The organism is Nocardiopsis sp. NPDC055551 (assembly GCF_053619415.1).
In genome coordinates, this window is sequence record NZ_JBSHJJ010000002.1 from 332657 (window position 1) to 347663 (window position 15007).

At 68.1% G+C, this 15007-nt stretch carries 15 protein-coding genes; 10 read left to right on the plus strand and 5 right to left on the minus strand.

Translation table 11 applies throughout. The features are described 5' to 3' along the window. The first annotated feature begins 69 nt into the window (after positions 1 to 69). From ACWGSK_RS05290 to ACWGSK_RS05305, 4 genes are all read left to right on the plus strand, one after another. Entirely contained in the window at positions 70 to 336 is a 267-nt protein-coding gene (locus ACWGSK_RS05290) for a hypothetical protein (RefSeq protein ID WP_452455274.1), read from the plus strand. 129 nt (positions 337 to 465) lie between these two features. Beyond that, on the plus strand, positions 466 to 1317 hold the full coding sequence (locus ACWGSK_RS05295; RefSeq protein WP_358503209.1) for an SOS response-associated peptidase: 852 nt from the start codon (positions 466 to 468) through the stop codon (positions 1315 to 1317). A 235-nt stretch (positions 1318 to 1552) separates the two neighbouring features. Beyond that, the gene (gene thiC, locus ACWGSK_RS05300) at positions 1553 to 3220 is read left to right on the plus strand and encodes a phosphomethylpyrimidine synthase ThiC (protein WP_452455275.1); all 1668 of its coding nucleotides are present in this window, start codon (positions 1553 to 1555) and stop codon (positions 3218 to 3220) included. Positions 3221 to 3314: 94 nt separating this feature from the next. Further along, entirely contained in the window at positions 3315 to 3848 is a 534-nt protein-coding gene (locus ACWGSK_RS05305; protein WP_358503203.1) for a hypothetical protein, read from the plus strand. Between the two features lie 11 nt (positions 3849 to 3859). On the opposite strand, the gene ACWGSK_RS05310 is transcribed toward ACWGSK_RS05305, so the two are convergent. After that, entirely contained in the window at positions 3860 to 4684 is an 825-nt protein-coding gene (locus ACWGSK_RS05310) for a methyltransferase domain-containing protein (RefSeq protein WP_452455276.1), read from the minus strand. 354 nt (positions 4685 to 5038) lie between these two features. Between ACWGSK_RS05310 and ACWGSK_RS05315 the strand changes: the two genes are divergently transcribed. The 4 genes from ACWGSK_RS05315 to ACWGSK_RS05330 all read left to right on the plus strand — a co-directional run bounded on the left by ACWGSK_RS05315 (position 5039) and on the right by ACWGSK_RS05330 (position 9496). Continuing rightward, positions 5039 to 5710 (plus strand): sigma-70 family RNA polymerase sigma factor, encoded by a 672-nt coding sequence (locus tag ACWGSK_RS05315; RefSeq protein ID WP_358503197.1) that lies wholly within the window; start codon positions 5039 to 5041, stop codon positions 5708 to 5710. Continuing rightward, positions 5707 to 6015 carry a mycothiol system anti-sigma-R factor gene (gene rsrA / locus ACWGSK_RS05320; RefSeq protein WP_358503194.1) on the plus strand — a complete coding sequence of 103 codons (309 nt, stop codon included), beginning with the start codon at positions 5707 to 5709 and terminating at the stop codon, positions 6013 to 6015. Before ACWGSK_RS05315 ends, rsrA begins: the two co-directional genes overlap by 4 nt. A gap of 791 nt (positions 6016 to 6806) precedes the next feature. After that, positions 6807 to 8162 (plus strand): HD-GYP domain-containing protein, encoded by a 1356-nt coding sequence (locus ACWGSK_RS05325; RefSeq protein ID WP_358503510.1) that lies wholly within the window; start codon positions 6807 to 6809, stop codon positions 8160 to 8162. Continuing rightward, positions 8162 to 9496 carry an HD-GYP domain-containing protein gene (locus tag ACWGSK_RS05330; protein ID WP_358503191.1) on the plus strand — a complete coding sequence of 445 codons (1335 nt, stop codon included), beginning with the start codon at positions 8162 to 8164 and terminating at the stop codon, positions 9494 to 9496. The genes ACWGSK_RS05325 and ACWGSK_RS05330 overlap by 1 nt, the downstream gene beginning before the upstream one ends. 4 nt (positions 9497 to 9500) lie before the next feature. Here the strand turns inward: ACWGSK_RS05330 and ACWGSK_RS05335 are convergent, their stop codons facing one another. Together ACWGSK_RS05335 and ACWGSK_RS05340 are read right to left on the minus strand one after the other, a co-directional pair. Next, positions 9501 to 10301, minus strand: a complete 801-nt coding sequence (locus tag ACWGSK_RS05335; RefSeq protein WP_358503188.1) for an SDR family oxidoreductase — start codon at positions 10299 to 10301, stop codon at positions 9501 to 9503. A gap of 125 nt (positions 10302 to 10426) precedes the next feature. Further along, complete coding sequence (locus ACWGSK_RS05340; protein ID WP_358503185.1) at positions 10427 to 11167, minus strand: GntR family transcriptional regulator; 741 nt, start codon at positions 11165 to 11167, stop codon at positions 10427 to 10429. Positions 11168 to 11313: 146 nt separating this feature from the next. On the opposite strand from ACWGSK_RS05340, the gene ACWGSK_RS05345 reads away from it, so the two are divergent. Beyond that, positions 11314 to 12858: a sensor histidine kinase gene (locus ACWGSK_RS05345; protein ID WP_358503182.1), complete on the plus strand. Its 1545-nt coding sequence runs from the start codon at positions 11314 to 11316 to the stop codon at positions 12856 to 12858. A gap of 163 nt (positions 12859 to 13021) precedes the next feature. Here the strand turns inward: ACWGSK_RS05345 and ACWGSK_RS05350 are convergent, their stop codons facing one another. Together ACWGSK_RS05350 and ACWGSK_RS05355 are read right to left on the minus strand one after the other, a co-directional pair. Then, complete coding sequence (locus ACWGSK_RS05350) at positions 13022 to 13282, minus strand: WhiB family transcriptional regulator (protein WP_067601456.1); 261 nt, start codon at positions 13280 to 13282, stop codon at positions 13022 to 13024. A 272-nt stretch (positions 13283 to 13554) separates the two neighbouring features. Further along, positions 13555 to 14484, minus strand: a complete 930-nt coding sequence (locus tag ACWGSK_RS05355) for a diacylglycerol/lipid kinase family protein (protein WP_358503179.1) — start codon at positions 14482 to 14484, stop codon at positions 13555 to 13557. An 85-nt stretch (positions 14485 to 14569) separates the two neighbouring features. Between ACWGSK_RS05355 and ACWGSK_RS05360 the strand changes: the two genes are divergently transcribed. Continuing rightward, positions 14570 to 14980, plus strand: a complete 411-nt coding sequence (locus ACWGSK_RS05360) for a hypothetical protein (protein ID WP_358503176.1) — start codon at positions 14570 to 14572, stop codon at positions 14978 to 14980. Positions 14981 to 15007 lie beyond the last annotated feature (27 nt).

Sequence of the window (15007 nt, forward strand, 5' to 3'; positions counted from 1 at the left end):
GAAAATCGGTGGACCTCGCCTCGGACAGGGGGAGAGGATCCGGTCACCGTTCCCGTCCGGAAGGTCCCCATGCCGACGGCCCCGAAGATCCGCCGCCTGCGCGCCCTCGTCCTGCTCCTCGCCATCCTGGCCGCGTCGATGGGCGACGAGGTCCTGCTGGTCGCCGCGGTCTTCCGGCTGTCGGAGACGGGTGACGCCCTGTGGGTGAGCGCCCTGGTCACCGCCCAGCTCGCCCCGCTCATCCTCCTCGGCCCCTTGTGGGGTTCCTGCTCGCCGGGCTGTTCGCCGCCGACCACCCGCGCGAGCTGCTCGCGGTGGCCGGAACGGTGGCGCTGACGGCCGGCCTGGTCGGTGCCCTCCTGGTCCACCTCACCCGCGCCGATATCGTCCCCGAGGGGGTGGGGGCCGACGGGAACAAGGGCGGGTACGGGGACGCGAGGGGGCCGGCGACGTAGAATCGGACACATGTGCGGTCGATATGCCCAGTCACGGAACGTGCACCAGCTGCAACTCGCCTTCGACCTGCCGGAGCAGGCGCTGGGGGAAGAGCCCGACCCACGGGCGTGGCCACCACTGGAGGAACTCGACCCCGACTACAACATCTCACCCGGCCGCCCCGTCCAGGCGGTCTTCGGTCCACCCCCGCAGGGCGGAGCCTCCGGCGCTCCGGGACCGCGTTCGCTGCACACCCTGCGCTGGGGCCTGGTCCCCTCCTGGGCCAAGGACCGCAACATCGGCTACCGGATGATCAACGCCCGGGGTGAGACCGTCGCCGACAAACCCGCGTTCCGGTCGGCCTTCCGCCACCGTCGCTGCCTGTTGCCCGCCGACGCCTACTACGAGTGGCAACTGCTCAACAAGGACGGCACCGCCGAGGCCAGTACCTCGCCGGCCACGGACCCCGGGCACCGCAAGCGCAAGGCCAAGGCGGCCAAGAAGCCCTTCTCCATCCACTACCAGGGCGACGAACCGCTGGCCATGGCCGGGATCTTCGAGCGTTGGCGCGACCCCGAGGTCGCCGAGGACGACCCCGCCGCCTGGGTGTGGTCGTGCGCGGTGATCACCACCGAGGCGGCCCCCGAACTCGCGCACATCCACGAACGCATGCCCGTGATCATGCCCGCCGACGACTGGACGACCTGGCTCGACCCGACCTCCGGCCCCGACGACCTGTCCCACCTGCTGAACGCGACCCCGGTGGACCGGTTCTCCGTCGACGAGGTCTCCACCGACGTCAACAGCATCAAGAACAACCGCCCCGACCTGCTGGAACCCCTTCCGGACGATGGCGAAGAACAGGCGGACACACTCTTCTGACCTCGGCGAGGGTGGACAGGCCGGGGGCGGCCCTGTGTATGGTGTCCGGGGCCACAGGGGGAGTACCTTCCCCCCGGCCGGGACGACGTGATCGACGCGTCCCTGGGCACGTTCGCCGTGCCGACATGTGAATACGCAACGCGGGAGCTCGCGCCATGGCGGGCTGAGAGGGCGACTCATCGGTGTCGCCGACCGCAGAACCTGTTCGGGTAATTCCGACGTAGGGAGGCCTGCCATGGCGGCTATGGACAGCCGTGATCTCTCCACCGACGACGCGCACCGCGTGACGACCGGTCCCATCATGGGATCTCGCAAGGTGTACCGCGAGACCGAGACCCCCGAGGGTCCCACGCTCCGCGTTCCGCGACGTCGGGTGGAACTCACCAACGGCAGCCACTTCGATCTGTACGACACCTCCGGCCCCTACACCGACGACACCGCCGACATCGACGTCCACCGGGGCCTGCCCCGCACCCGTGCCGACTGGGCCCTGGATCCGATCGACGGATCGGTCACCCAGATGACCTACGCCAAGGCCGGGACCATCACCCCCGAGATGCGCTTCGTCGCCGCACGGGAGGGGGTCGCCCCCGAGTTCGTCCGCGACGAGGTCGCCATCGGCCGGGCCGTCATCCCGGTCAACCGCAACCACCCCGAATCCGAGCCGACCATCATCGGCAAGAGGTTCCTGGTCAAGATCAACGCCAACATCGGCAACTCCGCCGTCACCTCCTCCGTCCCGGAGGAGGTGGAGAAGATGGTGTGGGCCACCCGCTGGGGCGCCGACACCGTGATGGACCTGTCCACCGGCAAGCGCATCCACCAGACCCGCGAACGCATCATCCGCAACTCTCCGGTGCCCATCGGCACCGTCCCCATCTACCAGGCGCTGGAGAAGGTCGACGGGGATCCCACCAGGCTCGGCTGGGAGATCTACAGGGACACCATCATCGAACAGGCCGAACAGGGCGTGGACTACATGACCGTCCACGCGGGCGTCCTGCTCCGCTACGTGCCCCTGGCCGCCCGCCGCGTCACCGGCATCGTCTCGCGCGGTGGCTCCATCATGGCCGCCTGGTGCCTGGCCCACCACAAGGAGAGCTTCCTCTACACCCACTACGAGGAACTCTGTGAGATCTTCCGCCGGTACGACATCACCTTCTCCCTCGGTGACGGGCTGCGCCCCGGGTCCATCGCCGACGCCAACGACGAGGCCCAGTTCGCCGAACTGCGCACCCTCGGCGAGCTCACCCACATCGCCCGCTCCCACGACGTGCAGGTGATGATCGAGGGACCCGGGCACGTACCCATGGACAAGATCGCGGAGAACGTCCGTCTGGAGGAGGAGCTGTGCGGCGAGGCGCCGTTCTACACGCTCGGCCCCCTGGCCACCGACGTCGCTCCCGGATACGACCACATCACCTCCGCTATCGGCGCCGCGCAGATCGGATGGCACGGCACCGCGATGCTCTGCTACGTCACCCCCAAGGAACACCTGGGGTTGCCCGACCGGGACGACGTCAAGACCGGGGTCATCACCTACAAGCTCGCCGCGCACGCCGCCGACGTCGCCAAGGGACACCCCGGGGCACAGGAGTGGGACGACGAACTGTCCAAGGCGCGCTTCGAGTTCCGTTGGCGGGACCAGTTCAATCTGTCCCTGGACCCCGAGACCGCCCAGTCCTTCCACGACCAGACCCTGCCCGCCGAACCCGCCAAGACCGCGCACTTCTGCTCCATGTGCGGTCCGAAGTTCTGCTCGATGAAGATCTCCCAGGACGTGCGCAGGTACGCCGAGGAGAACGGGCTGGACACCGTCGAGGCCATCGAGAAGGGCATGGCCGACAAGTCCGAAGAGTTCGCCGAGGGCGGTAACCGCGTCTACCTGCCCCTGGCCGACTGACTGACACGGAAGCGCCGGTGGGTCGCCGTTTCTGGCGGCCCACCGGCCCCTGTGACAGGGTGATCGCAAGAGCCCCGCTGCACAGGAGGTCCTCTTGGAGATCGTCGATTTCGACCTGGCGGTGACCACGGCCGTCTTCGGGCTCTTCTCCTTCGCGTGGTTCGGGTGGGCGCAGGAACGGCCGCCCGGTGACCGGGTCCGTTGGGCGCTGGGCGCGGGTTCACTCCTGGCGCTCGGCCTGACGGTGTACGGCGTGACGCGCGTCCTGGACTCCCGGAGCGAGGGCGTCATCGCAGCCGGCGACAACCTGAGGACGTACCTCATCGTGGTGGGACTGGAGTTCGCCCTCGCGTTGGTGGGCGCCATCGTCCTACGGTTCGTCGACCGTTCCGAGTACACCTCCGCCTGGATCTGCCTGGTGGTGGGGGCGCACTTCTTCCCGCTGGCTCCACTGTTGAACCAGCCCATCCTCCACCTGGTCGGCGTACTGCTCTGCGCCTGGCCGTTCCTCGCCGTGCGCGGGGCACGCCGCCATGACGTGTCGATCAGCTTCGCCACCGGCGTCGGCGCGGGTGTCTGTCTGTTGTTCTTCGACGTCGTGCTCGCCCTCACCCTCATCGGCGTATAGGCGGCCGGTGCTCAGGAAGGCTTGACGATACTCGCGATCAGGTGCACGCCCACGTAGTCGTCGGACTCGGCCGCGTGCATCTCCATCTCCACCAGACGGCCCATGGACCGGGGGTCGCGGGCCAGCATCATCTCCACGGTGGAGGCGGACAGCACGGTTCGCGGCCGGATCCACTCCAGTTCCATCCCGGAGTCGGTGACCAGTTCGGTGAGCTGCTCGGCGGTGAAGCAGCGTGTGATGGAACCGTCCGGCCAGGGCACCAACAGCACGTCGGCGCTGGGCGCGTGACTGAGCTCGGGCCAGTAGTCCTGTTCGGCCAGCAGGGCCATGCCCAGCACCACAGAGTCCACGCACAGCAGGGCCCGCCCGCCTGGGCGTAGGACCCGGGCGACCTCGGCCACGGAGCCCTCCGTGGCCAGGTGCCGGGAGAGGACCCGGTTGTCGGCGATCACCCCGTCGAAGGAACCCTCCGCGAAGGAACGCAGGAACGCGGAGTCGCCGACCACGTGGCGCAGCCGACCCCGGCGGGCCGGCCGAGGCACCACCGCGGCCCGGCCGTTGACCAGGGTGAGCGGCCACCGTATCGCCGCGTCCACGGAGGGCAGGAGGGTGACCACGTCGTGCCCCGCGGCCACGGCGCGTGAGGTGCCTTGGAAGTCCGGACCGGAAAGGTCGAGCAGGCGGGAGGGCGTAGCCGGTAACCAGCGGCTGATCTGCGCCTCGGCGACGGCCCAGTAGAAACGCCAGTAGTCCGACAGTCGATCGGTGGTGGCGAACTGCGCCGCGGGCGATCGGGGACGATCGGAGGCCGGAGTCGGGGACGGTCGCACGTGCACTCCTCTCCCAATCCTTCAAGTGTCCTACCCGCACTCTGCCATGCCTCACCTTTACCGACGGGGCCAATCGTCGAACTTTCGAGGGCCGTCGGTCGTCGGCCCGGCGGAATCAGTGGACGGAGCCCGTTGTTGTCAACGAGACCTGACCGGAAAGTGCGGGTGCCCGGGGGTGTTCGCCGTATTCGTCACTCGCGAGGGAGGAACACGAGAACCATGCCGACTGCCGGCGCGTGCTTGGAGCGCGAGGAAGTGGTGTCGACGTCAGGCCACGTCGATGCGAGGGACCCGGGTGTGGGACCGTATCGTTTGGATATGGACACCCCACCAGGGACCAGCGCGAGGAGGCCGAAGGGCTTGGAACAGAGCCAGGAGACAGCCGAGGAACGGGACGAGCGGTTCGAGAGGGACGTGCTCCCCTTCCTCGACCAGCTCTACTCGGCGGCACTGCGCATGACCCGTAACCCGGCGGACGCGGAGGATCTGGTTCAGGAGACCTTCGCGAAGGCGTTCGGTTCCTTCCACCAGTTCAAGGAGGGGACCAACCTCAAGGCGTGGCTGTACCGCATCCTCACGAACACCTTCATCAACTCGTATCGGAAGAAGCAGCGGGAGCCGAAGCAGGCCGGTACCGAGGACGTCGAGGACTGGCAGCTCGCGCGGGCCGCGACCCACACCGCCGCGGGGCTGAAGTCCGCCGAGGCCGAGGCGCTCGAACACCTTCCCGACAGTGACGTCAAGCGCGCGCTGCAGGACCTTCCGGAGGACTTCCGTATCGCGGTCTACCTCGCCGACGTCGAGGGGTTCGCGTACAAGGAGGTCGCCGAGATCATGGGGACCCCCATCGGAACGGTCATGTCGCGTCTGCACAGGGGGCGGCGCCAGCTGCGCGGCCACCTTGAGGAGTACGCGGTGGACCGCGGGTTCCTCCCGGCGACGCGGGCGGCCGAGGCCGCCGGAGTGGGCGCCAATGGTTCTTCCGCCGGCGGGCGGACACAGAGCGGGTCGGATCGAGGAGATCGACGATGAGCGGCGGCCACGACAAACCTGAGAAGGACACCCCGTGCAGTGAGATGCTGGAGCAGATCTACGTCTACATCGACGGTGAGCTCGGCGAGGGTGACTGCGAACAGGTCCGTGAGCACTTGAGCGGATGCAACCCGTGCCTGGACGAGTACGGCCTGGAAGATGCCGTGAAGAAGCTCGTGGCCAAGCACTGCGGCTGCGATCCGGTCCCGCTGGACCTGAGGGACAAGGTGCTGGGTCGGTTGGCGCGCGCTCGTGAGGAGCAGTTGGCCCGGGAGGCGGGGGCCGCGGGTACCCCACCCGCCTGAGGGCTGGTCCGCTACTCGGCGAAGGCTGGAATTCCAGCCTTCGCCATTTTTTATGCCCGGATGAAGAACGATGATCACTGCTCTATTTTGTTCTGTTCATATACATTTGTGCCGTTGTGTCATCTTGTCTCTCCTGGGTGTGGGGGTTTTGGTCACCGGGTGCCTTGTCGGATGGCCCAAGGCGTGGTCGACACGCCCGATCGGTTCGAGGTTATTTCGGTCGTGATCGAGTCGGAATGATTTTCCTGAGGTCCGAATCAGTGCACTTCGAGTGGTTACGGGGAGTAGTCATTACTGATGGGGTCTGGGGTGGGCTGTCCACGGATGGTCGAACCCTACGTGGATCGTCCGTGTCCGGACAAAAGCACACGGTTACGCTGGGTAGTCTTCTTGTATTGCTAATTGAATTAGTAATTCCACGCTTCGGAAGTCGATCTTCCGAAAGGGTCTTTCGGGCTGACCAGTTCGGGCTGTGGGTAATCATGTGGGTCTCGGGGCCCGTTAAACTGAAGGCCTTATCCAACGAATAGGGTAATTTGCGCGGCGTGCTCGGGGATGAGCGGGGCGTCGCCATGGGGAGAGGGGACAGCGATGTTCGCTGGCATGTACGTGGCTGCGATGTACGGAATTTTCATGGCTTCCGCTTTTACCGGATGGACCTGGTGGTAGAACAGAACCGGTGAAACCATGACAGTCCGGTCGTCGTCGGTGGGGGGTGAACGGGGGTGCGGGCTCTTCCAGGGGGCGCGCGTGTCTACGTAGGGATCATCGTTGTCTGCGCCGTGGCCATTGTGCTCATCGGTCCCTATCAAGGGATCGACACGGGGACTCTGGCGCTCATGGTGGTTCTCTTCGTGGTCGCGGAGTCGATCAGTACACACGTCCTCGTCGACGTCAAAGAGGCCGGCATCTCGCCCAGTTCGGCCGTGGCACTGGCCGCGGTCGTCCTGGTCGGTCCGGTCGGCGCGGCCGTCGTCGGGTTCTCGTGCGCCCTGGCCCTTCGCCGACAGGCCGTGGTCAAACGGGCCTTCAACGGAGCCCAGTACGCGATCGCGGGCTACGCGACCGGACACGTCTACCTTCTGCTCGGCGGGATCGTCGGGATACCGACCCAGTCGCACTTCCCCGGGATCGTGCTTCCGTACGTCGCGGCGGTCCTGACCTACACCGTGCTCAACTCGGCGCTCATCGCCATCCTCATGTGGTGCCTGGGCGCCACCCGACAGGTCTCGGGTCGTCGGCCCCAACGCTGGCGCCCCCTGGTCGCCCTGGAGCTCTCCTCCATCGGTTACCAGATGCTGGGCCTGGCGATCGCCGCGGTCTGGGGCGCGGTCGGTGTCGTCGCGACGCTGCTGATCCTGTTGCCGCTGTTCATCGCGCGATGGACCTTCGGGCAGCAGACCGCGGAGGCGCGTGCGCACGAGGCCACCCTGGCCACCCTGTGCCAGGCGGTGGAGACCAAGGACTACTACACCCGCGGGCACTGCATGCGTGTGGCCGAGGGGTCGGCCATGATCGCCGCCGAACTGGGCATGTCCGCCGAGCGGGTGCAGAAGATCCGGTACGCCGGGATGCTCCACGACATCGGCAAGCTCGGGGTCCCGACCAAGGTGATCCAAAAGACCGGCAAGCTCACCGACGACGAGTACGCCGCGATCAAGCTGCACCCGACCCGCGGCTACGAGATCGTCCGGGAGATCAGCTTCCTCGACGAGGCCCTCGCCGGTATCCGCCACCACCACGAACGGTTGGACGGGCGCGGGTACCCGATGGGTCTGGTCGGGATGGAGATCCCCGAGTCCGCCCGCATCATCAGCGTCGCCGACGTCTTCGACTGCCTGACCTCCACGCGGTCCTACCGCAAGGCCTGGTCGGTGGAGGAGGCCATCGTCGAACTCCGTCGGTGCGCGGGCACCCAGTTCGACCCCCGGATGGTCGAGGCCATGGTCCGCGCGGTCAGCCGCGAGGGTTGGCAGACCCCGGACATCACCGAACCTCCGGGCGGCCGCTACGGTTCCACCGAGAAGGCCGACTCCACTTCCGCCACCGGCGCACCCGTACCGGCCCCGGCGAAGAAGGGTGGTGGCACGGCCACGGTCGCCGAGTCCACCTCGGCCGGAGCCGTGACGGGTGGTCAGGACCGGTGATGACACAACAGCAGTCGGACGGACCCGCACCCGCGGGACCGGAGGGCGGTGGGCCCGAGGGCGGAGCCCTGGAGCACCAGCGTCGGCGCGAACCGCTCTGGCGCACCTCACGCCCCCTACGGGCCATGCTCGTGGCGGGGGTGGGCGCCGCGTCCCTGACCGCGTTGGTCGGTACCGCGGTCAACGGGGTCGTCGACCCGGAGGTCGCCCTGGCGTTCTGCCTGGTGATCGCCGCGGGCGAGCTGGCCAGGATCAACCTGCCCGGGCAGCGGGAGTCCGCGCCGATCGCGCTGTCCGGCGCGATCGCCTACGCGTACCTGATCAGTCTGGGCGGTGAGCCGGTCCACCACGGCGTCGGTCAGGTCGTGGCGGTGGTGGCCTTGGGCGTGGCCCTGGGTGAACTCCCGCACGTGGCCGTCGGGCGCAGTCCCCGGGTGGAGGGGGTCGCCCGCCGGGTGTTCACCGCCCTGCTGCTGGCCGCGGCCTTCCGGCCGTTGGCCGACCACCTGTCCTTGACCGAACCGTCGATCCTGCTCGCCCTGATCATGATCGGGCTGATCCTGGCGGCCTGGCTGGTGGACGTGGCGATCTCCGCGCTGCTACGGGCGGAACGACTGCGCACCCGCCTGTGGGTCGCGGCCGAGGACGAGGCCAGGGCCCAGGTCGCCACCGGTGTCGCGATCGCCTCCAGCGGTGTGCTCATAGCGTTGGCCTGCACCATCACCGGCCTGGTCGGCCTGCTGGTGTTCAGCGCCCCGCTGCTGGTCTCCCAGGTGGCCTTCCGTAGGCACGCCGAGGTGCGCCGCACCTACCTGGAGACCGTGCGGGCGCTGTCCCGGGTCACCGAGGTGGGCGGCTACGTCGAGAACGGACACTCCCGCAGGGTGAGCCGACTCGCCCACGGCATCGCCTGCGAGCTCGGTCTGGCCGAGCACGAACTGCTGGAGTTGGAGTACGCGGCGCTGATGCACGACATCGGCCAGCTGTCGTTGCGCGAACCCATCGCGGGAGGGGCCACCGTGCTGTCCTCGCCACGCGAGCAGCGTCGCATCGCCGAGTTGGGTTCGGCGATCATCCGGGAGACCGGTGTGCTGGACAACGTCGCCGAACTGGTCCGCCGCCAGTGCGAGCCGCTGGCCGGTGACGGCGACGAGGGCGTGCCCCCACTGGGCAGCCGCATCATCAAGGTCGCCAACGCCTTCGACGACCTCGTCGGTGACACGCGCGAGGACGAACGCCGCACCGCGGTGATCGAACGGCTGCGGATGGACACCGGAAGCGAGTACGACCCCCGCGTGGTCGACGCCCTGGGCCGAGTGCTCGCCCGCGGCTGACCCGTCAGCGGCGGGCGGCGGCCCGCAGCGTCCCTTCCAGGAGCTCCCGCTCGGCCTCGAAGGGGTAACGGGTGGGCACGACGTCGGCGGAGACGATCCAAGCGTCCCCGTCCCCGCCCTCGGCGATGATCCGTTCGGCCAGGTCCGCGATGCTCTCGGCCGACGACACCCGGTTGCCCAGCGCGCCCATGTCCATGTTCGGCAGGTGTTCCCGTACCGGGTCCAGGAGCGGGGTGTCGACGAACCCGGGGCAGAGGGCGTTGAAGGTGACCGGGTCGTCGGCGAAGGTCATCGACAGGGAGCGGACCAGGGCCAGGGCCGCGTGTTTGGTCGCCGAGTAGACCTCGGTGTGAGGTGAGTGGGACAACCCGGCGAAACTGACGGTGACGATGATCGAGGCGCCGGTCCGATGCCGCATCGAGGGCAGCGCCGCGTGCACCCCGTGGACGACCCCGTCCAGGTTCACCCCGACGGCCTGTCGGTAGTGCTCCAGCGAATAGGGGACGCCCATGTCGGTGAAGCTCTCACTCGGCCCGGTGATCCCCGCGTTCAGGTGCAGTACGTCCAGGCCGCCGTGTTCGTTCGTGGCGAGATCGACCACGGTACGGACCTGCTCGAAGTCGCGGACGTCGGTGCGTTGGAAACGGGCCCCCACCTCCTCCGCCAGCGCCGCTCCCGCTTCGGTGTCCACGTCGGCGATCACGACCCGGGCGCCGTCGGACGCGGCACGACGCACCAATGCCGCGCCGATACCGCCGGCTCCGCCGGTGACCAGGACACTCCTGCCCGTGTAAGCGCCCACCATCGAACTCCCCTCCGTCGCTTCCGGTCCTGGAACGAACCTAGGCGGCGGACCTTCCGGGCACCAGGGTGAGGGCACCACCATGCTCCGGGGCGGCAGCGACCCTTCCGGCGCCCGCCCGGGGGCGGTCAGTCCGTCGGGGGACGCAGGCGTGTGACGAACTTGTACCGGTCACCGCGGTAGAGCGAGCGCACCCACTCCACCGGGTGGCCGTCACCGTCGAAACTGTGCTGGCAGTGCAGGACCAGTGGCAGGCCCACGTCCACACCGAGCAGCCGGGCCTCGTTCGGCGTCGCCAGCACGGTCTCGATGGACGCCTCCGCTTCCGCGAGGGACACCTCGTACGCGCTCGCCAGAGCCTCGTAGAGCGAGGCGTAGCGGTCGAGCTGCCTGCGCAGTCCGGGGAAGCGCCGCGCGGCCAGATGGGCGGTCTCCACGGCCATGGGTTCGCCGTTGGCCAAACGGAGCCGCTCGATCCGCAGCACACGACCGCCGGAGCGGATCGCCAAGAGCTCGGCGAGCTGGTCGTCGGCGTTGATGTAGCTGACGTCCAGGATGCGGGTGGCCGGGTGCAGGCCGTGGGCGCGCATCTCCTGGGTGTAGCTGGTCAACTGGAGGATCTGGGCGACCTTCGGCTTGGCGACGAATGTGCCCTTGCCCTGGATGCGCAGCAGGCGACCCTCGACCACCATCTCGGTCAGGGCCTGTCGCACGGTGGTGCGAGAGGTGCCGAACTGGGTGGCCAAGGCACGCTCCGGAGGGACGGGGTTGCCCGCCGGCATCGCCTCGATCAGCTCCAGCAACTGCTTCTTGACCTGGTAGTACTTGGGCACCCGGGGGTTGCCTTCCAATGCCCGCTGAACCGTCATCAGTCTCCTCCGCCGCGTCCAGTGTTCGCCACGCACATCCCGTGCCGTGATGGCCGGTGGCCGACCCTTCCGGCCGCCGATTGGTGTGGACCATTGGTCGAGTGCGTATCCCTTGAGTATGCACGGCTTCATGGGATGATTTGTGAGTGCCTCACCTCAGCGACCTCATTCGCCGTCACACGTCACTCAAACAGGCGGACCTGGAGTGGATCCACTCCCTGGTCTCGGACTGGCAACTCCTGGCCGACCTCTCCTTCGCGGACCTCGTGCTGTGGGTGCGTCTGCGCGAGGACGACGGCTGGGTGGCGATCGCCCAGATGCGACCCACCACCGGCCCGACCGCCTTCCAAGACGACCTGGTCGAGACCGTGCTGCGGGACGATATGACCGATGTCACCTCCCGTTCCGGGCTCAGGGTGGTCGGCCGCCGCGCCCTCATCGACCGGGCCTGGAGCGAGGGAAGGATCTGCCGGGACGGCGACCCCGACTGGTCCGGCGGGGTACCGGTGCGCGAGGAGACCATCCCGGTCCGTCGCCAGGGCAACCTCATCGCCGTCATCCAACGCAGCACCAACCTCAGTTCGGCGCGCACGCCCAGCCGGCTGGAGCTCACCTACCTGCAGAGCGCCGGCGACCTGGCACAGATGATCGCCGAGGGAGCCTTTCCGTTCAGCGACCAGGGACCGCTCATGGTGCGCTCCCCGAGGGTCGGCGACGGTCTGCTACGACTGGACCAGAACGGGGAGGTGGTCTACGCCAGCCCCAACGCGCTGTCCGCCTACCGACGCCTGGGCCTGACCGCCGACCTGGTCGGAGCCCGCCTGGACCGCACCACCCTGGAACTGGCCGCGCAGGGCGAGGCCCGCGACGAGAACCTCACCTACACCGCCAGCGGACGCGCGCCGCAGGAGGCAGAGGTGGAGGCACGCGGCGTCACCGTCCAACTGCGGGCCATTCCGCTGATCATCGACGGGGTGCGCATAGGGGCCCTGGTGATGATCCGAGACGTCACCGAGCTGCGTCGGCGCGAGCGCGAGCTCATGACCAAGGACGCCACCATCCGGGAGATCCACCACCGGGTGAAGAACAACCTGCAGACCGTGGCGGCGCTGCTGCGTCTGCAGTCCAGGCGCCTGGACGTGCCGGAGGCGCGGGCCGCGCTGGACGAGGCCGTGGGCAGGGTGGGCTCGATCGCGATCGTGCACGAGATGCTCTCGCACACACCCGACGAGGTCGTGGACTTCGACGACATCGCCGACCGGGTCATGCAGATGGCGGCGGAGGTGTCCTCCACCGGCGAGGTGGTGGTCCCGCGCCGGATCGGTGGGTTCGGCCTGTTGAACGCACTGGTGGCGACGCCACTGTCGATGGTGCTGGCCGAACTGGTGCAGAACGCGGTGGAACACGGGTTGGGGCAGGGGCCGGGCAAGATCGAGGTGCGGGTACAGCGCTTCGACACCGGACCCGGGTTCCCCGGGCCGAGCAGCCTGGAGCTGGCCGTCTCCGATGACGGTGGGGGCCTGCCGGAGGACTTCGACCTGGAGGGCGCCACGAGTCTGGGTCTGCAGATCGTGCGCACCCTGATCGTGGGCGAACTCGGTGGCACCTTGGCGATCAAGCCGAAGGAGAGCGGCGGCACTGAGATCGCGATCAGCCTGCCGCTGGAACATCCCGAGGGCGCGCTCCCCTAGAGGTCAGGGGGAGATGGGGCGGGGCAGGCGAGTGGGGTTCTGCTCCCGTACGGGCTCAGGGGGTGTGGTCCCGTCGGAGGCGCGCCGGTCCCCGCCCGCGCCGGCGGGGGATCGTTCGGCGTCGTTCGTCGTTCGAAGGGGAGGTCCCGGGAAGGGACGCGATTCAGTGGCTACGGGCCATGGTGCGCTGCGTGGAGCCACTGCGCTTGCGCATCCGGCGGCGTTCCTCCTCGGAGGTGCCACCCCAGACCCCGCCGTCCTGGCCGCTCTCCAGTGCCCACTTGAGGCAGGCGGAGCTCACCGGACAGCGTTGACAGACGGATTTGGCCTCCTCGATCTGGATCAGTGCGGGCCCGAAGTCGCCGATGGGGAAGAAGAGTTCGGGGTCTTCGTCACGGCAGGCTGCGTCATGGCGCCAGTCCATGCGGTCCACTCCTCACAGATTGTGAAGCTTTTCACGATCGCTGTGCAAGGGCACCCGGCGAGAGGCTCAGCGGAAACGGGTCTCCGGCCGGGAGGGTCGGGCCTTCATCCCACGGCCATGTGGGAAGGGCTCGTATTAACTCGCCCGTAACTCGCGGCGATATCTTGAGCGTGACAGGATCACGACAGGCACGCAAGAGTTCCCGAGGTCAAAGGTCCTGATCGACGTGTCGGGTGCGTCACAGTCGGTCGGAATGGCTTCATTCGCCGGAATTAACAGAAGATTCGTAATGCCTTCGGTACCGACTGGAAGTTGACCTCTTCACGCTCTCCCAGGTATTCACCGTCGATTTGGAAGGCCCTCGGGTGGTTCGACGTGATCCGCAGTGAACCCTGGTCGTGCCAGGTCACGTAGCCTTCGCCCCGTCCGGGAAGACCTTTGGGCAGGAACATTTGCGAAAGCACCCAGCCGGTCAACCAGTACGAGGAGCGGGTCAGCGCGAAAGCGTCCAGACCCAGCTCGAAACGGGAGGACGGGGTCGGTTGAAGCGGTAGGGAACCCGCGTACGTCCATGGTGTGGTGTTGGTGACCAGGGCGAAATAGACGTCCCCCAGCGACCTTCCGTCGGTCGACACGGTAAGTGACGGGTCGCGTATATCCCCACCGAAGAACAGCTTTACCGCGACCTCCGCGTACAAGGCGGGAGTGGCCTTCCGGCCGTTCTCTCGCTCGTGCTCCACCTGCTGCACCACGTCGGCGTCCCACCCGAAACCGGCACAGAACGTGAAGTAGCGGTCGTCCAGGTGGCTGGTGATCCGGCCCAGGTTGACCTCGCGCTCACGGCCGGAACGGATCGCGGCGAGGATCTGCCCGGTCGCCTCCACCGGGTCTCCGGAGACCCCCAAGGCGCGGATGAACACGTTGGCGCTACCCCCGGGGATGACCGCGTAACTGGGGCGCTTCCGCTCGGGTACGGCCAGGAGCCCATTGACGACCTCGTTGACGGTCCCGTCGCCGCCCAGGCTCAGCACCAGCCCGAAACCGCCATCGGCGGCGTCTCGCGCCAACTTCTGGGCATGGTCGCGGTAGGAGGTCTCCACGACGGTGACGTCCAGTTCCGACCTCAACGCGCCCAGGATCACCTCGCGGGTGCGATCGGTGGTCGTGGTCGCTTTGGGGTTCACGATGAAGAGGGCACGCACCCGGCCAGTGTAGGGGGTCGAGGATACGGAGGGCCGTGCCAGGGGCGAGGCCGGGGAGGGCGGTGGACCCGTATAGGTTTGACGCGTGTCTTCGCGTCCCATCACTCTCATCATCGCCGCCGCGCTGGAGGCCCTGATCGGGCTGGTCGCGGCCGTCGGCGGCCTCTACAGCCTGTACACGGCGATCGCCGGTGAGGCCACCGACGTGACCTCCTCCGCGATCCCGCTCACCGTCATCGGCCTGGGCGTCGGTGGTCTGTTGATCTTCGTCGCCCGCGGACTGCTGCGGCTGCGCGAGTGGTCGCGCACCCCGGTGGTGGTCACCCAGCTGTTCCTGGCGGTGGTGGCGTACTACATGTTCACCGGCGAGCAGTACGTGATCGGCGGGGTCATGCTCGGCACGGCCGTCATCGCGGCCGCCGCCGTCCTGGCACCGCCCACGACCGCCGCGTTGTACCCCGACCAGACACCGCCCGGTCGTACCGGGCGCAAGTAGTGGCGAGGTGGTGTTCGGGCGCCTGAG